Source organism: Novosphingobium sp. YAF33, from assembly GCF_052113265.1.
Taxonomy (GTDB): Bacteria; Pseudomonadota; Alphaproteobacteria; order Sphingomonadales; family Sphingomonadaceae; genus Novosphingobium.
In genome coordinates, this window is the sequence record NZ_JBFRCW010000006.1 from 349,990 (window position 1) to 374,813 (window position 24,824).

Sequence of the window (24,824 nt, forward strand, 5' to 3'; positions counted from 1 at the left end):
GCCGCTCTTTCGCCGCACGGATCCGCGCGGTAGAAGGCGGCCATGGCCGACATCATCAATCTCCGCATGGCCCGCAAGGCCAAGACGCGCGACGCCGCAAGGCATGAGGCCGACGCCAGCCGCGCGCGCCATGGCAGAACCCGGGCCGAGCGCAGCGCCGCCGAAGCGGAAGCCGCGCGCCTGGTCCGGGTGGTGGACGGCGCCAAGCGGGAGCGCAGCGAAGAAGCGGGCGAAAAGGGAACGGACTGATGCGCAGCACTTATCTCGAAGCCAGCGTGCGCCTCTATCATCTCGACGGCGGCTCCGAAGGCGGCGCGGCCAACACCCTGTTCTACGGCCCGCTGTCCGAGGCGATGAACGTCGCCGCGCTCCAGAGCGAGGACGTGCAGCACGGCCTCTTCATCGCCACGGACAATGACGTGGTGGCTTACCTCGACCTTGTGGAAGACTGGTAGGGACGCCGTCGAAAACGAAAACGGCCCCGGCCTCCTCTTGGAGCCCGGGGCCGTTTTTCGTTCAGGGCTGCCTGTCAGCGAACCCTGGCAAACATCCTCAGAACCGCGCTTGCAGGCCGGCCGCGAGATAGTGGTCGCCGAAATTGCCCTTCACGTCGATGCGCGGGAGGATCGGCATGGCCACGGTGCCATAGGCCCGCAAATCGTCACCGATCAGGCGCGCACCGACGCCGAAGCCCAGCGACATCGGCAGGCGGTACATCGCCTCGACCTTGCCGAAGATCTTGGTGCCGGAATTGTCACACTTGCCGTCGGAGACCTGGTTACCGCTGTCCTTGTTGAAGCACTGCGAATCCTGGTTGACGTAGCCGGGGTGGTCGCGGTGGTGGAAGAACACGCCGGCGGCAGGGGTAATGCTGAAGCCGCCGTCCGAGATCACCGGCACGCCAAGCGCCAGTTCACCGCCCCAGTCCCCTTCCGAGCGCGCCACATTGGCCTCGGCCGTCACTTGCGCAGCGGCAGGCGTGGCGGCGACGATCGCCAGTGCGGCGGAAAGGACAGCCTTGCTGGCGGCACCGGGGACGGAGGGACGGAATTTCATGGTAGGTCCTTGATTTGAGACATCTGCTTCTGATCCCAGAGGCCTAGGATTCCAGCGGGTCGAAACGCAAGACGGCCGGATTCGGTCCATCCCGGCCCAGGCTCTGTCCGTCCCGCCAGCCTCTACGGCGCGTTTACCAATCCATCGCCGGCCGCACGCCGCACTATCCAAAAGAGACGCGCCCGAAACGGATCGGCGCTCTTGTCCGCCGAGGGTCCAGGGCGCAAAACCGCAGCCCGCTACACCCGCGGGAGGCAGGCATGATCTTCGAGCAGATCGCGACGGGCGGCTGTCAATCCTATCTGGTGGGCTGCGAAAGCAGCCGTTCGGCGATCCTCATCGACCCCGAACAATCGCAGGTCGATCGCTATCTCGGCCTTGCCGGCCAGCTCGGGGTCCATGTTCGCTACGTGCTGGACACCCATACTCACGCCGATCATTTCTCCGCCAGCCGCGAACTGGGCAAGGCGTTCCAGGCGCCGGTGGTGATGAACCGCCTGAGCCCGGCGCCCTATGCCGAGATGCGGCTGGACGACGGGGACATGCTGGTCGTGGGCAACCTGCGGCTTCGGGCCATGCATACGCCGGGCCACACCCGCGATTCGATGTGCATGGTCATGGAGGACCGGGTCTTCACCGGCGACACCCTACTGATCGGCGGCACCGGGCGAACCGACCTGCCCACCGGCGATCCCGAGGCGCTTCACGGCAGCCTCTTCGGCAAGTTGCTGGCCCTGCCGCTCGAAACCCGGGTCTATCCCGCCCACGACTACAAGGGCCGCAGCCATTCGACCATCGGCGCCGAGATCGCTGAAAATCCGCGCCTCAAGAACAGCGAGCGCGCGGAATTCGTGGCAATGATGCAGCACCTAGACCTTGCCGCGCCGACGCACCTGACCGAGGCCCTGCGCACAAACATGAACGGGGGGAGGACCGTGGCGCAGCTCCTGGCCGATGCCGCCACGCGGGTGCCGTTCGTCTCGCTGGCGGAACTGCGCGCGCGGATCGGCCGGCAGGACGGCCTGATCGTGCTCGACGTGCGCGAAAGGGACGCCTTCGAAGCCGGCCATGTTCCCGGCGCCATCCATCTGCCGCGCGGGCAACTGGAACTGAGGGTCAATGCCATGCTCACCGATCCGACGGCCCGGCTGGTCACCTGCTGCGAATTCGGCAAGATCTCCACCCTGGCCGCAGCGACCTTGCGGGAACTCGGCTTCCCGCGCGCTGCGGCTCTGGATGGCGGCATGAAGGCCTGGATCGAGGCCGGCTACGAGGTCGAACTGCCCGACTGACCCGCACCTTCGGCGCCGGCCCGATCCTCGGCGCCGGCATCAGGCCTGGAATACGACCTTGGTGCCCGCCGAGACCATCTGCGCCAGGCGCGCCGCGTCCCAGTTGGTCAGGCGCACGCAGCCATGGCTTTCGGTCTTGCCGATGTTCTTCGGTTCGGGCGTGCCGTGGATGCCGTAGTGTTCCTTGGACAAGTCCAGCCAGACGACGCCGACCGGCCCGTTCGGACCCGGCGGGAGCAGCTTGTCCTTGGCATTCTTCTTGGCATCCCAGAACAGGTCCGGGTTGAAATGATAGTCCGGATTGCGGGCCTCGCCCACGATCTTCCAGGTGCCGAGCGGCAGCGGATCGTGGCCGCTGCCGGTGGTCACCGGGAACTGCGCGATCAGCTTGTTGCCCTGATCGTAGACCCGCAGCGCCCCGTCGGACTTGTCGACCACGATGTGATCGGCCTTGGGCTGCTCGGCAGGAACGCCCAAGCTCTGCAGGGTCCTGGCCCAGCCGGTCTTGTCATCGGGGATGTCCGCCAGCGCGGCGTCGGGGATGTCCGGCACCCGGATCGTGCGTCCCGCACCCAGCACCGTGCCCGGCCCATTCAGGGCCAGCAGCGTCTCGGGCGTGGTGTGGAAGCGTTCGGCCAGCGCCTCGGACATGCTGCGATAGCCGAGATGGTCGAACTCGGCCTGTCCGGCCATGTTCTGCGGAAGGTCCGGGAAGAACGGCCCACGCGCGAAGGCCTTGGGAATGACGACATTGCGCGTGGCGCCCTGCCTGTCGGAAATGAGCGCCTGCTGCGTCGCGGGATCGAGCTTGCCGCTTACCGGCAGGCCCTGCGCTTCCTGGAACCCGCGCAAGGCCAGGCCGTAGGACCCGCCTTCGCGGCCGTCGATCACGCCCGAGGAGAACCCCTTCCGATCAAGCGCCACCTGGGCGCGCATGACGAGGCTGTCGGCCGCCTCGGTCGCGCCGCCGCCGGGGGCCGAGGCGAAGGCCATGGGATCGCCGGACTGCGCGGCCCCCTTGTTGTCGCCATTACCGCCATCGCCTCCGGCGTTGCGGTCGCCCGAATGGCAGGCGGAGAGCAGGAGAACGGCGGCGAACGTCAGCGGCAGGGATCGCATCAAGCGGGCATCCTTCGATTTTTCGTTTCCCTGCATAACGCGCGAGGGGCCTTGCGGCTTCCTGCGCCGCGCGATTTCGTGCGCCATGCCGCCCGGCCTGCCCTCGCCCGATGCAGCAAGGGCACGGCGGCGATCTCTTTCCGCAACCGCCGCCCATTGTGCCGAAGCCCCGCTTGCCATACCGGCTGGCGCCATGAGCAGGCTCGATTCCTTCTTCGCGGCGGCGCTCGGCCGCATCGAGAGCGCCGGCCAGCGCCGCATCCTGCGCGCCGCGTCGCTCGAAAACGGCGGCCGCGTCATGCGCGACGGGCGGGCGTTGCTCGACTTTTCCAGCAACGACTACCTCGGCCTCGCCCGGCACCCCCGCCTCGTCGAGCGGGCGCGGGAATGGACGCAGGCCCATGGCACCGGCTCGGGAGCCTCGCGGCTGGTCACCGGCACCAGCGAGGCGCACCTCGCGCTCGAAAGGCGGATCGCCGGCTTCAAGCATGCCGAAGCCGCCCTGCTGTTCGCCAGCGGCTGGCAGGCCAATGCCGCCGTGATCCCGGCGCTGCTGGCCGCCATCCCGGGCGCGGCGGTCTTCACCGACCGCCTGATTCACGCCAGCATGCACGCCGGCCTCGCCATATCCGGCACGCGCCAGCACCGTTTCCGCCACAACGACCTCGATCACCTGGAAGAGCTGCTGGCAGGCAAAGGCGCCGACACGCCGGCGCGGCTGATCCTCACCGAGAGCGTCTTCTCGATGGACGGCGACCGCGCCGACATCGCCCGCCTTGCCGCCATCGCCGCCCGGCACGACGCCTTCCTCTTCGTGGACGAGGCCCATGCCACCGGCGTGCTCGGACCGGGCGGGGCCGGTCTCTCGGCCGAGGCGCCCGGCGGGATCGACCTGATCATGGGCACTTTCAGCAAGGCCCTGGGCGGCTTCGGCGCCTATGTCGCCGGATCGCGCGTGATGATCGACTACCTCGTCAATGCGGCGAGCGGCTTCATCTTCACGACGGCGCCGCCGCCGGCCGTGCTCGGCGCCATCGACGCCGCGCTCGACCTGGTGCCCGGCATGAACGCAGAGCGCGCCCATCTCGCGGCGCTGGGCGAGCGGCTGCGCAGCGGTCTCGCCGCGCTCGGCATCGACCATGGCGCGTCCAGCACGCAGATCGTGCCGGCCATGATCGGCGGCGAACAGGCTGCTCTCGACCTTTCCCGCGCGTTGGAAGAGCGCGGGGTTCTGGCTTCCGCGATCCGCCCGCCCACGGTGCCCCCCGGTACCAGCCGCCTGCGCCTGGCGCTGCGGGCGACTCATTCGGAAAGCGACGTAGACACCCTGCTCAACCTGATCGAGGGCTGCCGGTGAACCTGCTCTTCGTTCATGGCTGGGGCTTCGACCGCAGCTTCTGGCAACCGCTTGCCGCGCTTCTGGCGGACCTGCCGCAGGCGATCGACGATCGCGGCTATTTCGGAACGCCCGAGGCCGTCTCCTCAGGCGGGCCTTGCATCGCGGTGACTCATTCCTTCGGCACCATGCGCGTGCTCGCCGCGCCGCCTGCGGGCCTCGTCGGCGTGCTGGCGATCAACGGATTCGCGCGCTTTGCCGCCAGCCCGGACTATCCCGGCGTGCCCCCGCGCGTGATCGACCGCATGCTGCGCCGCTTCGACGAGGCCCCCCGCGCGGTGCTCTCCGATTTCCGCCGGCAGTGCGGCGGGGATGCCGACTTCGGCGAGATCGACGCCGCCCTGCTGCACGAAGACCTCTCCCGCCTGCGCCACGACAAAGCGCCATTGCCGCCCGTTCCGGTGGTCTCGCTGCAAGGCACCCGCGACCCCCTTCTGCCCGAGGCGATGCGCGCGCAAGTGTTCGAGGGCGCGGCGGTGCGCCGGGTGGACTGTGCGGACGGCGGCCATCTGCTCCCGCGCGAGGCGCCGGAATTCTGCGCGGCGGTCCTTCGCGACATGATCGGAATGCCGGCATGACCGCGCCGCGCGAACGCGTCGGCCGCGCCTTTGCCGCCGCGCCCGACTACGACGGCCATGCCCGCGTGCAGCGCGATGTGGCGCAGGCCCTGGCCGCCCGCATCACCGCGCTGGACCTGCCTGAACGCCCCCGCATCCTGGAAATCGGCTGCGGCACCGGCTTCCTGACCCAGGCTCTCGCCGGGCTTGGCGGCGACTGGCTCGTCACCGATCTTGCCCCTGAAATGCTGCAACGCTGCCGCGCGCGGCTGGGCGAGGCCGTCCGCCACCGCTTCGCCGTGCTCGACGGCGAATACGGAACTCCCGAGGGCGGCCCCTTCGACCTAATCTGCTCCAGTCTGGCCGTGCAATGGTTCGACGATGCCCCGGCGGCCCTTTCCCGCATCGCGGGCTGGCTGGCGCCCGGCGGGCATCTCATGGTCTCCACGCTCGGCCCCGGCAGCTTCGCCGAGTGGCGCACGGCGCACGATCCCGAGGGGCTCGCGCCCGGAACACCGCGCTTCGCGCCCATCGCGGATTTCGGCGCCGGCGTTGCGGCCGTGGAACGCCGCGCCGAACATCACGATAGCCCGCTCGCCTTCCTTCATGCCCTCAAGGCCATCGGCGCGCAGACGGCCGAGGCCGGTCACCGGCCGCTGTCGCCGGGCCAGCTCCGCCGCGTCATGGCGCGTTTCGCCCAGAATGGATGCAACGTGACTTACGAAGTCGTGACCTGCCACCTAAAGTCCCGGAATTGAGCACTTCATGATCGTAGAGCCCCTGATTTCCCGCCCCCTCACTTCCCGCCCCCTGATCGTGACCGGCACCGATACGGAGATCGGCAAGACCGTGTTCGCCGCGGCCCTGGCGGGTGCGCTCGGCGCCCATTACTGGAAGCCGGTGCAGGCCGGGCTTGAGGAGGACGGCGGCGATGGAGACCGTGTCAGGCGGCTTTCCCGCCTGCCCGCCGATCGCATCCTGCTCGAGGCCTATCGCCTTGCCACGCCCTGCTCGCCCCATCTCGCCGCCGAGATCGACGGGGTGGACATCGCCGCCGAACGTCTCGCCCTGCCGCAAGTGGAAGGCCCGCTGGTGGTCGAGGGTGCAGGCGGGGTGATGGTCCCCCTCACCCGTTCGACGACATATGCCGACCAGTTCGCCCGCTGGAATGCGCCTGTCGTGCTGGTGGCGCGCACGGTGCTGGGCACGATCAACCATTCGCTGCTCTCTATCGAGGCGCTGCGCAGCCGCGGTGTCGAAGTGCTCGGCGTGGCCTTCGTCGGCGATGCCGTGGAAGACAGCGAGGCCACCATCTGCGCCATGGGCCGGGTCCGCCGTCTGGGCCGCCTGCCTCGGCTCGACCCGCTGACGCCGGAGGCCCTCGCCCGCGCCTTCGCTGAAAACTTCAACATCGAGGATTTCACCGCATGACGTCATCGGTCTGGCATCCCTTCACACAGCACGGCCTTCAGGAGCCGGTTCCGCTGGTCACCCATGCCGAGGGAGCGCTGCTCCACACGGCGGATGGCCGGGCGGTGGTGGATGCCGTGTCCTCGTGGTGGGTGACGACGCACGGTCATTCCCATCCGCGCATCAAGGCCGCCATCGCGGAGCAGGCGCAGAAGCTCGACCAGATCATCTTCGCCGGATGGACTCACGAGCCGGCCGAACAGGTCGCGGCGGGACTGCGCGCCATCATGCCCGAGAGCCTGACGCGGGTGTTCTTCTCCGATTCGGGATCGACCAGCGTGGAAGTGGCGCTGAAAATGGCGCTCGGTTACTGGCACTGGCGGGGCGAGGGCCGCCACCGCATCGTCGTGATGGAGAATTCCTACCACGGCGACACGATCGGCGCGATGTCGGTGGGCGAACGCGGGGTGTTCAACCAGCCTTACGCCCCGCTGCTGTTCGACGTCGGCCGTATTCCCTTCCCCGCTGCCGGCGCGGAACAGGCGACGCTCGACGCGCTCGAAGCGCTCTGCCGCCAGCCGGATACCGCCGCGCTGATCGTGGAGCCGCTGATCCTCGGCGCGGGCGGCATGCTGGTCTATTCGCCGGCGGTCCTCGCAGCGATGCACGAAATCTGCGCGCGCCACGGCGTACTGTTCATCGCCGACGAAGTGATGACCGCCTGGGGCCGCACCGGCACTCTCCTCGCGTGCGAGCAGGCGGGGATCGTCCCCGACATTCTCTGCCTCTCCAAGGGCCTGACCGGCGGGGCGGTGCCGCTGGCCGTCACCATGGCGAGCGAGGCCATCTACGAAGCGCACTATTCCACCGACCGCGCGCGGATGTTCTTCCATTCCTCCAGCTATACCGCGAACCCGATCGCCTGCGCCGCCGCCGCCGCCAATCTGGCGATCTGGCGCGAGGAGCCGGTTCTCGAACGGATTGCCGCGCTGGCCGGCAAGCAGGCGGGCTGGATCGAAAAGCTCGGCCAGTTCTGCCACTTCGACAATCCCCGCAGCCTGGGCACCATCGCCGCGCTGGACCTCAGGACCAGCGGCGCCAGCGGCTACATGAGCGACCTTGCCCCGCGCCTCATGGCCTTCTTCCGCGAACGCGACGTGCTGCTGAGACCGCTCGGGAACACTGTCTATGTCATGCCGCCCTACTGCATCACCGACGATCAGCTTGCGCAAGTGTGGGATGCTATCGGCGAAGCGGTGATTTCTTTCTAAGCGCCGGCCACGCTTTAGGAGCGGGCACAAGGCCGATATGCCAAGGGTCCGGGGAAGCATCCCCGGGGCTTTTCCTCTACTCGTCGACGTCGAAGTGATCCGGCAAAAGTCCGGCCAGGCGCCGCCGGTGCATTTCCTCGAAAGCCGCCTCCACCCGGCGTGTATAGACCGCGGTGCGAAACAGCGGTGCCGTCAGCCGGTTGGCGGCGAGGCGATCACGCAATGATCCAAGCGCGTCCGGGTCTCGCGCAAGGACCAGCGCCGCCGCCTCGTAGGCGTCCCGGTCCGGCACCGCCAGTTCCGAAAGGCCGACGGCATGGACAAGGCTGGCCGCCACCCGCGCGGCGAACTGGCGTCCGGCCATGGTGAGGACGGGCAGGCCGCCCCAAAGCGCGTCACTGGCCGTTGTATGGGCATTGACCGCGAAAGTATCGAGAAACAGATCGGCCAGCGCAAGGCGCCCGAGGTGCTCGCCATGCGGAACGCTTTCGGCAAAGACCAGCCGCGCCGGATCGATGCCGCGCGCCGCCGCCTCTCGGCGCAGTTTCTGCTCCGCCCAAGGATTGGAGCGCAGCAACCAGAGCACGCTACCCTCCACCGCGCCGAGCAGCCGCATCCAGATCGTGAACGCGTCCGGCCCGATCTTGTAGGTATGGTTGAAGCAGCAGAACACGAACCCGTGTTCGGGCAGGCCCCAGGCCCTGCGCCCGCGCCAGTCCGGCACGATGATGCGGCGATCGTCGTTCGCCTGATAGCTATGCGGCAGCCGCACGATCTTCTCGGTGAACCAGACCTCCTGCCCGGGCGGCAGCGAAACGGCGTCGGCGATGAAGTAGTCCATGCAGGGATGGCCCAGGGTACCCGGATAGCCCATGTAGCTCACCTGCACCGGCGCCAGCCTGCGGCCGAACAGCGCCGTGCGCGTGCCGCGCGTATAGCCCTTGAGATCGACCGCGATGTCCAGCCCGTCCGCCCTCGCCCTGTCGACGACAGCGGCATCGGCCAGGTGCCCGATCTCGATGAAGGCATCGACCTGCCCCCGCAAGGCGGCGCGCGCCGCATCGCCTTCGCGGCGCGGGCCATAGCTGTAGAGGCGAATATCGAAGCGGCTGCGATCGTGCTCGCGGAACAGGCCGCTCATCAGGTACATCGTCGCGTGATCGTGAAAGTCCGCCGAGAAGTATCCGATACGGATGCGTCCATCGCAGGAAGGCGCCGGATCGGGAAAGCTCTGCGGCCCCTCCGTGAACTTCACCGCCGCGCAGGCCAGCGAGCGGCGATACTGATAGCCGGGGTCGTCCACGAAAGGCAGCGCCGCGAACGGCTGCACCGCCGCGGCCGAAGGACTGTCCGTCAGGGCGAATTCGGCCCGGCGGCGCCAGTCGCAGATGTGCGCTTCCTCGAACAAGGCCTGGAGAAGCGCCGAGCGGTCGTCCGGAACGAGCGTCCAGGCCTTGCGGAAAGCCGCGATGGCGTCCGGCAGTGCGCCCTTCAGCACCAGCGCCTTGCCGCGATTGACCATCGCCTGCGTACCGGCAGGCTCGGCCTCCAAAGCGCGGTCGTAGGCAGCGAGAGCCTCGTCCAGGCGGTCCAGCAGCAGCAGTTCCCCGCCCATGTTGTTCCAGGCCAGGGCATGACCCGGCCGCAGCGCGACCGCACGGCGATAGGCGGCGACCGCCTCTTCCCGCGCTCCGCGCTTCGCAAGCAGGTTGCCCAGATTGTAATGTGCCTCGGTATAGCCGGGATCGAGCGCCACCGTCCGCGCGAGTTCCTCTTCGGCCTCGTCCCACCGCGCCTGCGCGTCGAACAGATTCGCCAGGTTGAAGCGCGCATCGGCATAGTCCGGGTGGCACGCGATCACCGCGCGGTAGATTTCTTCCGCCTCGGCCGACCGATTCTGGCGGCGCAGCGTCACGGCCAGGTTGTTGCGGCAGGCGGCGGCATCCGGGTCCAGCGCTATGGCGCGGCGGAAAGCGGCTTCGGCCTCGGGCAGGATACCCAGCGCCAGCAGCGCCGCGCCTTGCAGGTTGTGGACGGTGAAGCTCTGCGGAAACACGCCGGCCAGTCGGGCGCCCTCCCTGGCGGCTTCGTCCATGCGGTCGGAACGATAGGCGGAGACCATCGCCGCGAGTTCGCCGGGGGCCGGGTCGGCCTGAGCCGCATCCAGCGCCTGAAGCGCCGCGCGTGCCCGACCGTTGCGTGGAAACCGATCCAGCGCCTCGCGGTAGAGCGCGCGGGCAGTCTCGGTCTCGCCCCGCCTGGCCGCGCCTTTGGCCTTGATCAGCAGTGCTTCCAATCCGCCCACGTTTCCCTCCGCCGATTGCAGCGGACGGGGTTAGGCGAACAGGGTTCACGCCGGATAAGCGCGCGATTAGGGACATCCACCTGGTGTGGATGGTCGCGATCTGGAATGTCTGGATTTCCACCGAAGGAAAACTGGAGCGGGCGAAGGGATTCGAACCCTCGACCCCAACCTTGGCAAGGTTGTGCTCTACCCCTGAGCTACGCCCGCTCTGGCGTTTGGAGACTTCCGGCTAACCGGAAATCCCTATGTGAACTGGAGCGGGCGAAGGGATTCGAACCCTCGACCCCAACCTTGGCAAGGTTGTGCTCTACCCCTGAGCTACGCCCGCTCTGACGTTCAAGACCTGCTGGCGTAACCGGCAGGTCCGGGGTGGAGGCGCGCCACTAGCAGTGCCTTTTGAGGGCCGCAAGAGGAAAATCGAAAGAATTTTCAGAAGCCCCGCAGAACCACACCTAACTGGACATGAACCCTTCACAAATCCGTCCCGAAGGACGATCTAGGGTGCCATTCGTTTTTCACGGGAGCACGTATCTTGGCCAGCATGGGTCTCAACCTCGACGAACAGAAAGCGGTCGACCGGTTCCGCAAGACGGTAGCCGAACCGTCGATGACGCAGTTGGTGATCCTCGATTTCTGGGCCGAATGGTGCGGCCCCTGCAAGGCGCTGACGCCGGTGCTGGAGAAGGTCGCCGCGGAATATGCCGACAAGGGCGTGATCCTTGCCAAAGTGAACGTCGATGAAGAGCAGTTCATCGCCTCGCAGTTCCAGGTGCGCTCGATCCCCACGGTCTACGCGATCTTCCAGGGACAGCCGGTGGCGGACCTTACCAATGCCCGCACCGAATCGCAGCTCAAGCAGACGCTGGACCAGCTTCTGACGCAGCTTCCCATCCAGCCGGGCGGCGCGGAGCCGCAGCAGGATCTCGCGCCGCTGATCGCCATGGGCGAGGAAGCCCTGGCCGAAGGCGACGGCGAACGCGCCGCCGCCATCTTCATGCAGATCCTCGAAATGGCGCCGGACAATGGCGAAGTGCTCGCCGGGTTCGTGCGGGCACTCGTGCTCGCCGGTCGCCTTGACGAGGCCGAGCAGGTTCTCGCCAGCCTCGAACCGGAACTGGCGGCCGATCCGCAAGTCGAACGCGCCCGCACTGCGCTTGCCCTTGCCAAGGACAAGCCCGAGGACAGCGAACTCGCCGCCCTGCGCGCTGCCGCCGCCGAGCGCCCGGCCGACATGGAAGCGCAGCTTGCGTTTGCCAACGCCGCCTTCGCCGCGGGTGAGCGCGACGCGGCCGCCGATACGCTGCTGCGCATGGTCGCTGCCGACCGCGAATGGAACGAAGGTGCCGCGCGCGCCAAGCTGCTCCAGATCTTCGATGTCACCGGCCTCGAAGATCCCTGGGTGTCCGCCACCCGCCGCAAGCTCTCCACCGTGCTGTTCGGCTGACGGTGGCGCGAATCACCATCTTTCCGCTCCCGGGAGCGGTGCTCTATCCGGGGCTGCAATTGCCGCTCCATATCTTCGAGCCCCGCTACCGGGCGATGGTGAGCGACGCCCTGGCGCGAGATCGCCGCATCGGCATGATCCAGCCGCAGCGCCCGGCCGAAGGCGCCCCGCTGTTTTCAGTGGGCTGCCTTGGCCGCATCGGCGATGTCGAGGCACTGGAAGACGGCCGCTTCAATATCGTGCTCACTGGCGAATCGCGGTTTCGCCTGCTGCGCGAACTGGATGTGCCGACCCCGTTCCGCCAGGTCGAAGCCGAACTCCTTGCGGAACGCGACGACGAAGTGCTCGCCCCAATCGAGCGCGCCAGCTTCGAACGGGAAGCCAAGCGCTTCGCCGATGCCCAGGGTTATGCGGTGGACTGGGACCAGGTCGGACGGCTCGACGATCAGTCGCTGATCAACGGCGTCTCGCAGATCGCCCCTTTCGATGCCGCGGCCAAGCAGGCCCTGCTGGAGGCGGAAACCCTGCCGCTCCGCTGCGAACTGCTGGTGCAACTGATGCAGTTCTTCGGCCGCCACTCGGACGACGATGACGCCGTGACCCTGCAGTAGGGGTTAAAGCTGCGCCCACGCGTCCCGGTTCTGCCTGTCCCCGGCGATCGGCCCCGCTCGAAAGCGTGCCCTAGCGCTTGTCTTTACCGGGTAACCTGGCCTGACTCTCCAGCACGCGGGAGCGCATGTAGAGTTCGTCCGCTTCGCGCGGCGACATACCGTCGCTGCCGTAGCGTTCCGCCAGGGAGCCGATCTGCCGCTGTTCCTTGCGCAGACCCTTGGCTTCCTGTTTCGAGAGACGACCCGACTCCCGCCCCTCGCGAATGGCCTGGTCCGCCTTGCGCAAGTCTATGCGGTAACTGGCCTCGTCGGCGGTCTGCCGGGACGCGTCAGGCGAAGCGGTGCCGGGCCTCGGCGCCGGGGGACCGACGATCTGCGCCTCGGCAATGGACGCGGCCAGAAGCAGCGCTCCAGCGAAACCGGCAGACAGCAAGCGGAGCATCGCACCCTCCTTTTGCAGCAGAGAAGGGCAAGACTGCCCCCAGGCGCTGAACCCGCGATGAATTCGCCTTATTGCAGAAGGACCGTCTTCACCCCGTCGATCACATATTGCGCCGCCAGCGCCGCCAGCAGCACACCCAGCAGCCGCGTGATGACGGCTTCGACTTTGTCTCCCAGCACCCGCATGAGCGGTCCGGCAGCGGCCAGGGCGGCGAAGCTCAGCAGCATGACCGCGACCATGGCGGCCAGGATCGCCATGGTCTGCTCCGCCCCGTGCGCGCGGGACGTGAGCAGCATGATCGTCGCGATCGATCCCGGCCCGGCCAGCATCGGCATGGCCATCGGGAAGACCGAGACGTCGTCGATCTCGGGCGTCTCGGCATTGTGAGCGATAATCTTCTCGGCCCGTTCCTCGCGGCGCTGGGTGCGCTTTTCGAAGACCATGTCGATGGCGATCATGAACAGCATGATGCCGCCGGCGATGCGGAAAGCGTTCAGCTCGATGTGGAGCGCGCCGAGCAGGCGGGCGCCGAACAGCGCGAAGACCACCAGGATGGCGCTGGCGATCATGCAGGCGCGTGCCGCCATGGAGATCGCCTGCGAACGGCTGGCGTCGGCCGAAAGTCCCGCATAGATCGGCGCGCAGCCGGGGGGATCGATCACCACGAAGAGCGTGACGAAGGCACTGAGGAAGACTTCATACATGCCGTTCGTTGCCCCTAGTTCCGGTCTTTCGGCGCGGCCACTTCGCTGCGCAGCACTTCGGTCATCGCCCCGTTCTTCTTCATCGATACGGCCAGCCAGCGCGAGTGATCGGCTTCGACATGGTAACGCCACGTCAAAGTGCCGTCCTTCGAGCGCCCCCGGCCGTCCATGCCGGGCGCGGTCTCTTCGCGGTCCCGCTCGACCAGCAGCTCGTCGCCCGGTCCGCCGGCGCAATCGGCAACGTATGCCGAAAGCATTTCCGGTTCCTTGAGCGGCTGCGCAACCGCATCCCCTTGGTCGAGAACCCAGCGATAGTCGCCCTTCTTGCGCTGCTGCCAGATCGTCGTGAAATAGCCCACCGTGCCGTCGGGCTGCTGCCAGGCGCCCTTGGTCACGCCCATGGTGCCGTCGCAGCTCATCCAGACCTGATGGGCCTGCCACTGCACCGGCGCCGCCGGCTCCTTGCGGCCGTTGAGCCATTCCTTGGCGCGGACCGGTTCCGGCACGAACATCACCGCTTCATCGTCGGCGAATTCGTCGAAGGCCTTCCATTGGCCCTTCTCGCGCGCCGTTCGCGCGAAAGCGATTTCGGCGGCGACAAGGGCGCTGGGATTGGCCGTGCCGTTACCCGGCGCATATTCCGGTCGGCGCCGGGCATCGGCCGGGCCGGCGGCCAGCGCGAAGAGCGCCAGCCCGCCGGCGACAGCGGCCAGGACCCGGGCCGGCGGCCGGTTCAAAGGGCGCTCTCGTCCAGCGCCAGGCCCGCGCTGCGGTGCGCGGCGACGATCGTGTTGCGCAGCAGGACGGCAATGGTCATCGGACCGACCCCGCCCGGGACCGGGGTGATCGCCCCGGCAACCTCGGCCGCCGAAGCGAAGTCCACATCGCCCACCAGCCGGGTCTTGCCTTCCTCGGCACCCTGGTCGGTACGGGGAACGCGGTTGATACCCACGTCGATCACGGTGGCGCCGGGCTTGATCCAGTCGCCCTTGACCATCTCGGGACGGCCGACGGCGGCCACCACGATGTCGGCGCGGCGCACCACGTCGGCCAGATCCTTCGTGCGGCTATGCGCCACGGTGACGGTGCAGCTTTCCGCGATCAGCAACTGCGCCATCGGCTTGCCGACGATGTTGGAGCGACCGATCACCACGGCATCCAGGCCCGAAAGCGAGCCGAGCCGGTCCTTCAGCAGCATCACGCAGCCCAGCGGCGTGCAAGGCACGAAGCCCGGCAGCCCGGTGGCGAGACGCCCGACATTGACGACGTGGAAACCGTCCACGTCCTTGTCGGGATTGATCGTGGCAATGACCTTTTGCTCGTTCATGTGCGCGGGCAGCGGCAGCTGGACGAGGATGCCGTCCACCGCCGGGTCGGCATTGAGCTGCTCGACCACGGCCAGCAGGTCGGCCTCGGACGCGTCTGCAGGCAGCTTGTGCTCGAAGCTTTCCATGCCCGCCGCCACGGTCTGCTTGCCCTTGTTGCGGACATAGACCTGGCTGGCCGGGTCTTCGCCCACCAGCACGACCGCGAGGCCCGCCTTGCGGCCGGCCTTCGCCTCGAAATCGGCCGCGACGGCGGCGATGCGGGTGCGCAGGCCCTCGGCGAAAGCCTTGCCGTCGATGATTCTGGTGTCTGCGCTCATGTCAGGCGTACGCCATCGGCTGGAGGATCATGATGAGGACGTTGAGGCCGATGATCAGCACCATCGGCGAAAAGTCGATCCCGCCGGTATTGGGCATGATGCGCCGGATCGGGCTGAGGATGGGATCGAGCAGCGCATTGAGCGCGCGCCAGATCGCCTCGACGAACCGATTGTGCAGGTTGACCACGTTGAAGGCGATCAGCAGGCCCAGCACGAACTGCACGAGCACGAGGGTCGTCAGGATCTGGACGAGGTAGATAAGGGCGTTGATCACACCGCCGAGCATGGGCGTGGGGCCTTTCTGAGGAATGGAGCGTCCGCCTGATAGCCGAGGCGGGGGGCGGGGAGCAAGCGCAGGAGAGGACCGGAAGGTCCGAGCAATGCTCGGTTACAGAGCAAGGGGCCGAAAGCCCGGCGAACCCCGCCTGCCGCGGCCTCTGGGCCGGGCGCCTGCGGGATCTGCTGCGAGAGATTACCGGGTGACGGTCGACATCCGTTCGATGCGCCAGTTGAGCTGTTGCTCGCTGGCGCCGGGCAAGTCGTTGATACGGCGCAGCACGATGCTGCCGCGGCGCGAGGGGCGGCCATCGGCGAAGTCCAGCACCACCGGCGCCTCGTAATAGAGCGTACCGGCCGCATTGCTGCTGTCGCCGCGGCCCAGCGCGATGCGCGGGCCGGCATCGCCGCCGAATTCCTCGGCCAGGCGGCTGGGCGTCATCTGCGCGTCGAGCGTCCAGGCCTTGGCGGCATCGTCCCAGTCGCCGATGCGCAGGGCATTGACGTAGTAGCGCAGGAGACGTTCGGGATCGCGGCGTTCGCCCAGCGCGGTCTGGTCGAGCTGGGCTGCAAGGCCATTGGTGGCCGCTGCGGTGGCATCGCCGGAAGGTTCTTCGCTGGCAGCGATCGCCTCGCTCGCAGCGCTGGTCGGATCGCTGCTGGATTCGGCCACCGGCTCGCCATTGCAGGCCGCAAGCAGGAGGGTGATGGCCGAAACGGCGCCGGCGATGACGAGGGTATTACGCATGTGGCTCGAAGTGCCTTTCAGCCCGATAGTTCCTCTTTGCAGTTCTGGCCCAACCTGAACAGACCGAACCTGAACAGTTTTGGGCCTGAACAGATTTGAGCCGGAGCGAAATCAGCCTGCGCGGATCAGCGTTCCGGCGCCTTCCTGCGTGAATATTTCCAGCAGCATGGCATGCGAAACCCGCCCGTCAAGCACGACAGCCGCCTCGCAGCCGGCCTCGACCGCGTGGATGCAGGTTTCCAGCTTGGGGATCATGCCGCCGGAAATGGTGCCGTTGCGCTGCAGGTGGACGATGTCGGCCGGGGTCAGGTCGGTCAGCAGCTCGCCCTGCTTGTCGAGCACGCCGCGCACGTCGGTGAGCAGGAACAGGCGCGAGGCGCCCAGCGCTGCAGCCACGGCACCGGCCATGGTGTCGGCATTGATATTGTAGGTCTGCCCGTCTTCGCCCGGGGCGATCGGCGCGATCACCGGGATCATGCCGGCCGAGGAAATCGTCTCGATCACGCTGATGTCGATATGGGCCGGTTCGCCCACGAAGCCGAGGTCGACGACACGCTCGATATTGCTGTCGGGGTCCTTGGCGGTGCGCTGCACCTTGCTGGCCGTGACGAGGCCGCCGTCCTTGCCGGAAATGCCCATGGCCTTGCCGCCGGCCTGCGCGATCCAGCCGACGATTTCCTTGTTGATCACGCCCGAGAGGACCATTTCGGCCACTTGCGCGGTCTGCTTGTCCGTGACGCGAAGCCCGTCGACGAAGCGTGATTCCACGCCCATGGTCTTGAGCATGGCGCCGATCTGCGGGCCGCCGCCGTGGACGACCACCGGGTTGATGCCCACCGCCTTGAGCAGGACCACGTCTTCCGCGAAATCGCGCGCCAGTTCGGGGTCGCCCATGGCATGGCCGCCGTACTTCACGACGAACGTGCGACCGGCATAACGCTGCAGGTAGGGCAGCGCATCGACGAGCGTCTCGGCTTTCGAGAGCATGGCGGGATCGTGCGGAATCGGCATGGGCCGCTATTAAACCCCTGCGTCAGGAATTAAACCCCAATATCGGGGAAAAACGACCGATTATTTCGCTCCCGCCCCGTCGGTTGCCTGTCCGATCTGGCGGCCATGCAAAAACGGGCGTTCGCCCGTCTCGTTCCCCCAGCAACGACTTGCGCCGCTGCCGACAGAATGCGCCCGCAGCGGATTTCAGGTCAGACGCCGTCCAGCTTGCGGCCCAGCTTCACGAAGAGCCAGATGAACGGGGGCACCATGATCGTCGAGAGCACCAGTTTGGCGATGATCTGCCCGCCCATGATGTCCCAGATCGGCAGGACCCCGGCGAAGGAGATCGTGATGAAGATCAGCGTGTCCACCACTTGCGACAGCAAGCTCGCGATCCAGGCGCGCATCATCAGCATCCGCCCTTCGCGACCGGCCGAAAGGCGCGAGAACACGGTGACGTTCAGCGTCTGCGAGACGCCGTAGGACACCAGCCCGGCAAACTGCATGCGGGCGCCCTGCCCCAGGAGACGGGCATAGGCTTCCTGATCGTCCCAGAACGGGGCAGCCGGGACGACGTGGATCACCAGCGTAAGCAGCGTCATCGACACGATCAGCGGGATGAAGCCGAACCGGACCAGCCGGTTGGCGACTGCCGTGCCGTGCAATTCGGCCACCGCACTCGACAGCACCACCAGCAGCAGAAACGCGAAAATCCCCGATTCGACGGCCAGGTCGCCGAAGACCGGCCAATGTCCGAGATAGGCGATCTTGATGCCCAGAACGCCCGCCAGGACGACCAGTCCGCCATAGAGCGTGGAGAACACGAACATCGAGCGGGGAATGGCGATGGCGCGGGATTGCGCGCTTGCAGGGGCTTGCGGTTCCATGACGATGCTCTAACGGGCGCGGAACAATTGCACTAGCCGTCATGGATGCGCGCCTCTAGGTTTGCGCACAGATTCAGCACGTATTTTCGGAGAAACGGGGACGATGCACGTCGCCTACAGTCTGCTCGGCATCGTTCTCATCATGGCCGTCGCCTTTCTGCTCTCCACCAACCGCCGGGCGATCCGTCTGCGCGTGGTGGGCGCGGCCTTCGCGCTGCAGGCGGGCCTGGCGGCGCTCGTGCTCTACGTTCCTTTCGGCAAGGACCTGCTTGGCGGCGCGGCAGCCGGCGTGGAAAGCCTGCTCGGCTATGCCCACGCGGGCGTCGACTTCCTGTTCGGCCCGCTCGCCAGCCCCGAGATCGGCGGCCACAGCTTCGCCATTTCGGCCCTGCCGGTGATCATCTTCTTCGCCTCGCTGATCTCGATCCTCTACTATCTCAAGATCATGCCGCTGGTGGTGCGCTGGATCGGCGGCGGGCTGGAGAAGCTGACCGGCATCAGCAAGGTGGAGAGCCTCTGCGCGGCCTCGAACATCTTCGTCGGGCAGAGCGAAGCTCCCTTGGTGATCCGCCCCTACCTGGCCAATCTCAATCCCTCGCAGCTGTTCTGCGTGATGAGCGTCGGCCTGGCCGGCGTGGCCGGCACGATCCTGGCCGCCTATGCCTCAATGGGCATCCGTATCGACTATCTGGTCGCCGCCGCCTTCATGTCGGCGCCGGGCGGCATCTTCATGGCCAAGATGATCATGCCCGATCCGCGCCCCGGACAGGTCCAGACCATCGCGGGCGAAGAGCTTGCCGTTCACGAGAGCACCCTGCCCCCCGCCGGTGCCGCAGCCGCCGCGCTCAACCGCGCCGACGTGACCCACTTGCCCGGCGTCCACGTCGATGAGCCGGAAGCGCTCGAGCACGAGGAAGAAAAGCCCGCCAACATCATCATGGCCGCCTCGCAAGGCGCCCAGACCGGCGTGAAGCTGGCCGTGGCCGTCGGCGCCATGGTGCTGGCCTTCGTGGCGCTGATCGCGCTGGCCAACGGCCTTGTCGGCTGGATCGGCGGGCTGTTCGGCTTCAGCGGCGTGACCTTCCAGGGCCTGCTCGGCTACATCTTCGCGCCGGTATTCTACCTGCTCGCCGTGCCCAATTGGAACGAGGCCATGCAGGCCGGCAGCCTGTTCGGCAGCAAGATCGTGCTCAACGAATTCGTCGCCTTCATCGACCTCGGCCAGATGACGGCGCTCAGCCCGCGCACCGTGGCCGTCGTCACGTTCGCGCTTTGCGGCTTCGCGAATTTCTCCTCTATCGCCATCCAGATGGCCGTTACCGGCAGCCTCGCCCCCAACCAGCGCCCGATCATCGCCCGGCTCGGCGTACGCGCGCTCTGCGCCGGCAGCCTCTCGAACCTGATGAGCGCGGCACTGGCCGGCCTGTTCCTCGGCCTGAGCTGAGATTTTTTGTCCGGGCTCACGCCCGGAAGCGGCACCGGCCCACGCCCCCACCCGACCTCCCATCAGGATATACTAGTGGGAGGATATACTAGTGGGAGGTCGGGTGGGGGCGTGGGCCGGTGCCGCAAGCCTTCGACGGATGTCGAAGGCGCACCCAACAAAGACTCGGGCCGGTGCCGCGAGCCATTCGCGGAGGCGAATGGCGTACCAAACAATTGCCTCTGGCCGCGCGGCGCCTATATCGGGGGGCATGACCATGACCGATCCGCGCTCGCTCCTCTATCGCCAGCTTTCGCCCGAGGACGCCCAGGCGCTCGCCGCCGAGACCTTGCGCAATTGCGAGGACGGCGAACTCTACATGCAGTTCATGGCCACCGAGGCCTTCGGCTTCGATGACGGCCGCCTCAAAACCGCTGACTATTCCCGCGACGCCGGCTTCGGCCTGCGCGGCGTCACCGGCGAGATGACCGGCTTCGCCCACGCCAACGAGATTTCCCCCGCCGCCATCCGCCGCGCAGGCGAGACGCTGCAATTGCTCGACCCGGCAGGCGCCGTGCGCGCCGCGCCGCCGCAGAAGAGCAACCGCCACCTCTATACCCATGTCTCGCCGCTCGACCTCGTGCCGTTCGAGGAAAAGGTGAAGCTGCTGGAGACGATCGACGCCGCCGCGCGCGCCCGCGATCCCCGCGTCTCGCAAGTCAGTGCCAGCCTCACCGGCCAGTGGTCGGTCATCGAGATCGTCCGTCCCGACGGCTTCATCGCCACCGACGTGCGCCCGCTGGTGCGCCTCAGCGTCTCGATCGTCGCGGAAAGCAACGGCCGCCGCGAAACCGGCTCGTTCGGCATGGGCGGCCGCCATCTCTACGACGCACTGTTCGACCCGGCCAACTGGAACCGCGCCATCGACACCGCGCTGAACCAGGCACTGGTCAACCTTGAAAGCGTGGACGCCCCGGCGGGCGAGATGACCGTGCTGCTCGCACCCGGCTGGCCCGGCGTGATCCTGCATGAAGCAGTGGGTCACGGCCTGGAGGGCGACTTCAACCGCAAGGGCACCTCGGCCTTCGCCGGCCGCATCGGCGAGCGCGTGGCCGCGCCCGGCGTCACCATCGTCGATGACGGTTCGATCGCCGACCGCCGTGGTTCGCTCTCGATCGACGACGAAGGCACGCCCACGCAAGAAACCGTGCTGATCGAGGACGGCATCCTCAAGGGCTACATGCAGGACCGCATGAACGCGCGCCTGATGGGCGTGGACCCCACCGGCAACGGCCGCCGCGAAAACTACGCCCACGCCCCGCAAGTCCGCATGACCAATACTTTCATGAAGGCCGGCAACGACGATCCCGCCGAACTGCTGTCGCGCATGAAGAACGGCATCTTCGTGAAATCGATGGGCGGCGGCCAGGTCGACATCGTCTCGGGCAAGTTCGTGTTCTCGTGCAACGAGGCCTACAAAGTGGAGAACGGCAAGCTCGGCGCGCCGATCAAGGGCGCCACGCTGATCGGCGACGGCCCCTCAGTGCTGACCCGTGTCACCGGCATCGGCAATGACCTCGAACTCGATCGCGGCGTCGGCGTCTGCGGCAAGGGCGGCCAGAGCGTGCCGGCGGGCGTCGGCCAGCCCACCCTGCTCATCGAGGGCATCACCGTGGGCGGTACGGCGTAACCGCCGTACATACCTGTCGTCCTAAGGAAATCCCCGGGTTTACGCCTGCCAGGCTTCAGCCCATGTTCAGACGAAACGTGGCATAAGCGCGATCTAGGGTTGGGAAAGTGAGGTAGAGACCATGTCACTGAAGCATGTTGTCGGCGCCACGCTGATCGCGGCCAGCCTGCTGGCCGCGCCCACCGTGTTCGCACGAGAAAAACTGACCGGCGAACAGCAACTCGCCAAGATCCTCGATGGCCGGGTCGCCGGAAAACCGGTGACGTGCATTCCGCTGAACCAGGCGCAAAGCACGCAGATCATAGATAAGACCGCGATCGTCTACCGCGTGGGCAGCACCTATTACGTGAACCGCCCCACCAACGCCGATCGGCTCGATTCGGACAATATCCTGGTGACGAAGCTCTATTCGAGCCAGCTTTGCCGTCTCGACACCGTGCAATTGCGCGATCGGACCACGCCCAGCATGTGGAACGGTTTCGTCGGCCTTCAGGACTTCGTGCCTTATACGAAGCCGAAAACCACGTCTGCCAAGTAACCGAAAAGAGAAGTTCCGCGAAAAGGGCGGCTGCGGAAACGTCCGTGGCCGCCTGATGCGTCATGGAGCGGGCACCTGACGCGCCGGACCATCTCGCTCTGGATTCTCGGCCTGCTCTATGGCGCGGCGGGTTTTCTGCACCTCGCGCTGCCCGGACCGTTCGTCGCCATCGTTCCGCCTTGGGTGCCTGCCCCCGCCCTGGTAGTCGCCCTCACCGGAATTGCCGAGATCCTGGGTGCAATCGGCATGCTGCAACCGGTCTCGCCCGCGCTGCGCCAGGCTGCAGGCTGGGGCCTTGCCGCCTATGCCCTCTGCGTCTGGCCCGCCAACTTGCAGCATATGCTGATCGACCTTGTCCACCCCGGTCGCGGCCTGCCCCTTGCTTACCATGTCCCGCGCCTTGCCCTGCAGCCGGTGCTGATCTGGTGGCCACTGTGGGCCAGCGGCGTGACGGACTGGCCCTGGCGGCGGCGCTGACCTAGTCTTCCGCTCCCGCCTTGCCGCGCCCATCCCAGGAGACCCGCTTCATGGCGCTCGCCCGAAGCACAATGCCCTCGCCCATCGGCGAACTCACCCTGATCGCCAGCGACTCCGGCCTCGTCGCCGTGCTCTGGGAGAACGACAATCCGGCCCGCGTCCGCCTGGAAGCGACCGAGGATGCCCACGACCATCCCGTCATCACGGCGGCCAAGGCCCAACTCGGCGACTATTTTGCGGGCAAACGGGAAGTGTTCGACCTCCCGCTCGATTTCCGCGGCACGGATTTCCAGAAAAGCGTCTGGGCCCAACTGCTCGCGATACCATTCGGCGAGACGCGCAGTTACGGCCAGATCGCATCCGCGCTTGGAAATCCCGGCGGCAGCCGGGCGGTAGGCGCGGCGAACGGCCGCAACCCGATCTCGATCATCGCCCCGTGCCACCGCGTCGTTGGCGCCAACGGCCCCCTTACCGGTTTCGCCGGCGGCCTTGAGGCCAAAGCGTTCCTGCTGAGACTGGAAGGCCCCCGCACCCTGCTCTGAAACGAGAAGAGCCGGCACCCCGCAGGATACCGGCCCTTCGAACCTCAGCGCTTTCGCGCGATCATTCCCACTCGATCGTGCCGGGCGGCTTCGAGGTGTAGTCGTAGACGACGCGGTTGATGCCCTTCACCTCGTTGATGATGCGGGTGGCCACGCGCGAGAGGAAGGCGGAGTCGAACGGGTAGATGTCCGCGGTCATGCCGTCGGTCGAGGTGACCGCGCGCAGGGCGCAGACGTTATCGTACGTGCGGCCGTCACCCATCACACCCACGGTCTTGACCGGCAGCAGCACCGCGAAGGCCTGCCAGATCGCGTCGTAGAGACCCGCGTTGCGGATTTCCTCAAGGTAGATCGCATCAGCCTTGCGCAGGATGTCGCAGCGTTCGCGCGTCACTTCGCCGGGAATGCGGATCGCCAGGCCCGGCCCGGGGAACGGATGGCGACCGACGAAGATGTCGGGCAGGCCCAGTTCGCGGCCCAGCACGCGGACTTCGTCCTTGAACAGTTCGCGCAGCGGCTCGACGAGCTTCATGTTCATGCGCTCGGGCAGGCCGCCGACGTTGTGGTGGCTCTTGATCGTCACCGAAGGGCCGCCGGTGAACGAGACCGATTCGATCACGTCCGGATAGAGCGTGCCCTGCGCCAGGAACTCGGCGCCGCCGATCTTCTTCGCTTCGTCCTCGAAGACGTCGATGAAGGTCTTGCCGATGAACTTGCGCTTGGCCTCGGGGTCGGTGACGCCGGCCAGGCCGTTCAGGAACAGCGTCGAGGCATCGACGTGGACCAGCGGGATATTGTAGTGGCCGCGGAACAGGCTGACGACCTGCTCGGCCTCGCCCATGCGCAGGATGCCGCCGTCAACGAAAACGCAGGTCAGCTGGTCGCCGATCGCTTCGTGGATCAGGAGTGCGGCAACCGCCGAATCGACGCCGCCCGAAAGACCGCAGATCACGCGCTTGTCACCGACCTGGGCGCGGATCTCGTCGATCTTGGTCTTGCGGAACTCCGCCATGGTCCAGTCACCGGCAAGGCCGCAGACGTGGCGCACGAAATTCTTCAGCAGCTTGCCGCCATCGGGCGTGTGCACGACTTCGGGGTGGAACTGCATCGCGTAGATGCGCTTCTCGTCGTTGGCGATCACCGCGAAAGGCGCGCCTTCGCTGGAGGCGACCGGGCGGAAGCCGGGGGCAAGGCTGGTCACCTTGTCGCCGTGGCTCATCCACACCTGGTGCTTTTCGCCCTTGGACCACAGTCCATCGAACAGCGCGCAGTCGTCACCGATCTCGATGAAGGCGCGGCCGAATTCGCCCGAATCGCCGGAAAGCACTTCGCCGCCGAGCTGGTGCATCAGCGACTGCTGGCCATAGCAGATGCCCAGCATCGGCAGGCCGCTTTCGAGAATCTCGTCCGGGATGCGCGGTCCGCTGTCATCGAGCACCGAGGCCGGCGAGCCCGAGAGAATGACGCCGGCCGGTTTCATGCGGGCGAAAGCTTCCTTCGCGGCATTGAAAGGGGCGATCTCGGAATAGACGCCGGCTTCGCGCACGCGGCGGGCGATAAGCTGGGTCACCTGACTGCCGAAGTCGACGATCAGGATGGAATCGGACGGCTGTGAAGTCTGGCCAGAAGTCTGATTAGTCATGGGCGGCCACTATAGCGGGATAGTGCAGGTGTCCAGTATCCGCGGGCGCCCCCGCGCCATTTTGACCCATCGGCACGCCGCCGTACGCAATTGCAAAACATGCAAGCAATATTGTTTCTTTCGACGTTGTGAAAATTCCAAGAGCGCCTATCTCGCACCTGCAGCATGACGACGAGAAGCGCCATGCATGCGACAAAAAACAGAACAAGAAGTTTGCAGGAGCAATTCCATGACCATCGTCGAAAAGACGTTCGGTTTCGCTGCAGCGCTGGGTGTGAGCGCTCTGGCATTTGCCGTCACCCTCATCTGAGGCCGGCATTTCCGACAAGACAGAAGGGCGGCCCGCGTGGCCGCCT

At 66.9% G+C, this 24,824-nt stretch carries 27 protein-coding genes and 2 tRNA genes; 15 read left to right on the top strand and 14 right to left on the bottom strand.

Annotation, left to right across the window (positions count from 1 at the left end; translation table 11 throughout):
• Window positions 1-42: 42 nt before the first annotated feature.
• Together AB4Z00_RS14460 and AB4Z00_RS14465 are read left to right on the top strand one after the other, a co-directional pair.
• On the top strand, window positions 43-249 hold the full coding sequence (locus AB4Z00_RS14460; RefSeq protein WP_442046381.1) for a DUF4169 family protein: 207 nt from the start codon (window positions 43-45) through the stop codon (window positions 247-249).
• Complete coding sequence (locus AB4Z00_RS14465; protein WP_442046382.1) at window positions 249-455, top strand: hypothetical protein; 207 nt, start codon at window positions 249-251, stop codon at window positions 453-455. The genes AB4Z00_RS14460 and AB4Z00_RS14465 overlap by 1 nt, the downstream gene beginning before the upstream one ends.
• A gap of 97 nt (window positions 456-552) precedes the next feature.
• Here AB4Z00_RS14465 and AB4Z00_RS14470 read toward each other — a convergent pair whose 3' ends face one another.
• Window positions 553-1,056 carry a hypothetical protein gene (locus AB4Z00_RS14470; RefSeq protein WP_442046383.1) on the bottom strand — a complete coding sequence of 168 codons (504 nt, stop codon included), beginning with the start codon at window positions 1,054-1,056 and terminating at the stop codon, window positions 553-555.
• 260 nt (window positions 1,057-1,316) lie between these two features.
• Between AB4Z00_RS14470 and AB4Z00_RS14475 the strand changes: the two genes are divergently transcribed.
• Window positions 1,317-2,348 carry an MBL fold metallo-hydrolase gene (locus AB4Z00_RS14475; protein WP_442046384.1) on the top strand — a complete coding sequence of 344 codons (1,032 nt, stop codon included), beginning with the start codon at window positions 1,317-1,319 and terminating at the stop codon, window positions 2,346-2,348.
• 39 nt (window positions 2,349-2,387) lie between these two features.
• Here the strand turns inward: AB4Z00_RS14475 and AB4Z00_RS14480 are convergent, their stop codons facing one another.
• Window positions 2,388-3,467 carry a L,D-transpeptidase family protein gene (locus AB4Z00_RS14480; protein ID WP_442046513.1) on the bottom strand — a complete coding sequence of 360 codons (1,080 nt, stop codon included), beginning with the start codon at window positions 3,465-3,467 and terminating at the stop codon, window positions 2,388-2,390.
• Between the two features lie 193 nt (window positions 3,468-3,660).
• Between AB4Z00_RS14480 and bioF the strand changes: the two genes are divergently transcribed.
• Genes bioF through AB4Z00_RS14505 form a run of 5 tightly spaced genes read left to right on the top strand, consistent with a single transcriptional unit; the run spans window position 3,661 to window position 8,101 of the window.
• On the top strand, window positions 3,661-4,824 hold the full coding sequence (gene bioF, locus AB4Z00_RS14485; RefSeq protein ID WP_442046385.1) for an 8-amino-7-oxononanoate synthase: 1,164 nt from the start codon (window positions 3,661-3,663) through the stop codon (window positions 4,822-4,824).
• Window positions 4,821-5,441, top strand: a complete 621-nt coding sequence (locus tag AB4Z00_RS14490) for an alpha/beta fold hydrolase (RefSeq protein ID WP_442046386.1) — start codon at window positions 4,821-4,823, stop codon at window positions 5,439-5,441. Before bioF ends, AB4Z00_RS14490 begins: the two co-directional genes overlap by 4 nt.
• Window positions 5,438-6,178 carry a methyltransferase domain-containing protein gene (locus AB4Z00_RS14495; protein ID WP_442046387.1) on the top strand — a complete coding sequence of 247 codons (741 nt, stop codon included), beginning with the start codon at window positions 5,438-5,440 and terminating at the stop codon, window positions 6,176-6,178. Before AB4Z00_RS14490 ends, AB4Z00_RS14495 begins: the two co-directional genes overlap by 4 nt.
• Window positions 6,179-6,185: 7 nt before the next feature.
• Window positions 6,186-6,851 carry a dethiobiotin synthase gene (gene bioD, locus AB4Z00_RS14500; RefSeq protein ID WP_442046388.1) on the top strand — a complete coding sequence of 222 codons (666 nt, stop codon included), beginning with the start codon at window positions 6,186-6,188 and terminating at the stop codon, window positions 6,849-6,851.
• On the top strand, window positions 6,848-8,101 hold the full coding sequence (locus tag AB4Z00_RS14505) for an adenosylmethionine--8-amino-7-oxononanoate transaminase (protein WP_442046389.1): 1,254 nt from the start codon (window positions 6,848-6,850) through the stop codon (window positions 8,099-8,101). The genes bioD and AB4Z00_RS14505 overlap by 4 nt, the downstream gene beginning before the upstream one ends.
• Window positions 8,102-8,177: 76 nt before the next feature.
• Here AB4Z00_RS14505 and AB4Z00_RS14510 read toward each other — a convergent pair whose 3' ends face one another.
• The 3 genes from AB4Z00_RS14510 to AB4Z00_RS14520 form a co-directional block, all read right to left on the bottom strand.
• On the bottom strand, window positions 8,178-10,406 hold the full coding sequence (locus AB4Z00_RS14510; protein ID WP_442046390.1) for a tetratricopeptide repeat protein: 2,229 nt from the start codon (window positions 10,404-10,406) through the stop codon (window positions 8,178-8,180).
• A gap of 132 nt (window positions 10,407-10,538) precedes the next feature.
• A tRNA-Gly gene (locus tag AB4Z00_RS14515) sits at window positions 10,539-10,613 on the bottom strand.
• A 46-nt stretch (window positions 10,614-10,659) separates the two neighbouring features.
• A tRNA-Gly gene (locus tag AB4Z00_RS14520) sits at window positions 10,660-10,734 on the bottom strand.
• Between the two features lie 213 nt (window positions 10,735-10,947).
• Between AB4Z00_RS14520 and AB4Z00_RS14525 the strand changes: the two genes are divergently transcribed.
• Window positions 10,948-11,850, top strand: a complete 903-nt coding sequence (locus AB4Z00_RS14525) for a tetratricopeptide repeat protein (protein ID WP_442046514.1) — start codon at window positions 10,948-10,950, stop codon at window positions 11,848-11,850.
• Window positions 11,851-11,852: 2 nt separating this feature from the next.
• Window positions 11,853-12,461: an LON peptidase substrate-binding domain-containing protein gene (locus AB4Z00_RS14530; RefSeq protein WP_132268192.1), complete on the top strand. Its 609-nt coding sequence runs from the start codon at window positions 11,853-11,855 to the stop codon at window positions 12,459-12,461.
• Window positions 12,462-12,531: 70 nt separating this feature from the next.
• Here AB4Z00_RS14530 and AB4Z00_RS14535 read toward each other — a convergent pair whose 3' ends face one another.
• The 8 genes from AB4Z00_RS14535 to AB4Z00_RS14570 form a co-directional block, all read right to left on the bottom strand.
• On the bottom strand, window positions 12,532-12,903 hold the full coding sequence (locus tag AB4Z00_RS14535; RefSeq protein ID WP_442046391.1) for a hypothetical protein: 372 nt from the start codon (window positions 12,901-12,903) through the stop codon (window positions 12,532-12,534).
• Window positions 12,904-12,971: 68 nt separating this feature from the next.
• Window positions 12,972-13,607 carry a MarC family protein gene (locus AB4Z00_RS14540; RefSeq protein WP_132268188.1) on the bottom strand — a complete coding sequence of 212 codons (636 nt, stop codon included), beginning with the start codon at window positions 13,605-13,607 and terminating at the stop codon, window positions 12,972-12,974.
• A 14-nt stretch (window positions 13,608-13,621) separates the two neighbouring features.
• Window positions 13,622-14,344, bottom strand: coding sequence for a hypothetical protein (locus AB4Z00_RS14545; protein ID WP_442046392.1), 723 nt, complete (start codon window positions 14,342-14,344; stop codon window positions 13,622-13,624).
• Window positions 14,341-15,252 carry a bifunctional methylenetetrahydrofolate dehydrogenase/methenyltetrahydrofolate cyclohydrolase FolD gene (gene folD / locus AB4Z00_RS14550; RefSeq protein ID WP_132268186.1) on the bottom strand — a complete coding sequence of 304 codons (912 nt, stop codon included), beginning with the start codon at window positions 15,250-15,252 and terminating at the stop codon, window positions 14,341-14,343. Before folD ends, AB4Z00_RS14545 begins: the two co-directional genes overlap by 4 nt.
• A gap of 1 nt (window position 15,253) precedes the next feature.
• Window positions 15,254-15,538 carry a YggT family protein gene (locus AB4Z00_RS14555; protein ID WP_132268184.1) on the bottom strand — a complete coding sequence of 95 codons (285 nt, stop codon included), beginning with the start codon at window positions 15,536-15,538 and terminating at the stop codon, window positions 15,254-15,256.
• 186 nt (window positions 15,539-15,724) lie between these two features.
• Window positions 15,725-16,276, bottom strand: a complete 552-nt coding sequence (locus tag AB4Z00_RS14560) for a hypothetical protein (RefSeq protein ID WP_132268182.1) — start codon at window positions 16,274-16,276, stop codon at window positions 15,725-15,727.
• A 111-nt stretch (window positions 16,277-16,387) separates the two neighbouring features.
• Window positions 16,388-17,287, bottom strand: coding sequence for an acetylglutamate kinase (gene argB / locus AB4Z00_RS14565; RefSeq protein ID WP_132268181.1), 900 nt, complete (start codon window positions 17,285-17,287; stop codon window positions 16,388-16,390).
• A gap of 191 nt (window positions 17,288-17,478) precedes the next feature.
• Window positions 17,479-18,156, bottom strand: coding sequence for a queuosine precursor transporter (locus tag AB4Z00_RS14570; RefSeq protein WP_132268179.1), 678 nt, complete (start codon window positions 18,154-18,156; stop codon window positions 17,479-17,481).
• A gap of 103 nt (window positions 18,157-18,259) precedes the next feature.
• Between AB4Z00_RS14570 and AB4Z00_RS14575 the strand changes: the two genes are divergently transcribed.
• The 5 genes from AB4Z00_RS14575 to AB4Z00_RS14595 all read left to right on the top strand — a co-directional run bounded on the left by AB4Z00_RS14575 (window position 18,260) and on the right by AB4Z00_RS14595 (window position 22,826).
• The gene (locus AB4Z00_RS14575) at window positions 18,260-19,600 is read left to right on the top strand and encodes a NupC/NupG family nucleoside CNT transporter (RefSeq protein WP_134093864.1); all 1,341 of its coding nucleotides are present in this window, start codon (window positions 18,260-18,262) and stop codon (window positions 19,598-19,600) included.
• 250 nt (window positions 19,601-19,850) lie between these two features.
• Entirely contained in the window at window positions 19,851-21,269 is a 1,419-nt protein-coding gene (gene tldD, locus AB4Z00_RS14580; RefSeq protein ID WP_132268175.1) for a metalloprotease TldD, read from the top strand.
• Between the two features lie 121 nt (window positions 21,270-21,390).
• Window positions 21,391-21,807: a hypothetical protein gene (locus tag AB4Z00_RS14585; protein ID WP_431568491.1), complete on the top strand. Its 417-nt coding sequence runs from the start codon at window positions 21,391-21,393 to the stop codon at window positions 21,805-21,807.
• Window positions 21,808-21,882: 75 nt separating this feature from the next.
• Complete coding sequence (locus AB4Z00_RS14590; protein WP_442046515.1) at window positions 21,883-22,284, top strand: DoxX family protein; 402 nt, start codon at window positions 21,883-21,885, stop codon at window positions 22,282-22,284.
• Between the two features lie 50 nt (window positions 22,285-22,334).
• Window positions 22,335-22,826, top strand: coding sequence for a methylated-DNA--[protein]-cysteine S-methyltransferase (locus AB4Z00_RS14595; protein ID WP_442046393.1), 492 nt, complete (start codon window positions 22,335-22,337; stop codon window positions 22,824-22,826).
• Between the two features lie 61 nt (window positions 22,827-22,887).
• Here AB4Z00_RS14595 and guaA read toward each other — a convergent pair whose 3' ends face one another.
• On the bottom strand, window positions 22,888-24,468 hold the full coding sequence (gene guaA, locus AB4Z00_RS14600) for a glutamine-hydrolyzing GMP synthase (protein WP_314468203.1): 1,581 nt from the start codon (window positions 24,466-24,468) through the stop codon (window positions 22,888-22,890).
• Between the last annotated feature and the right edge of the window lie 356 nt (window positions 24,469-24,824).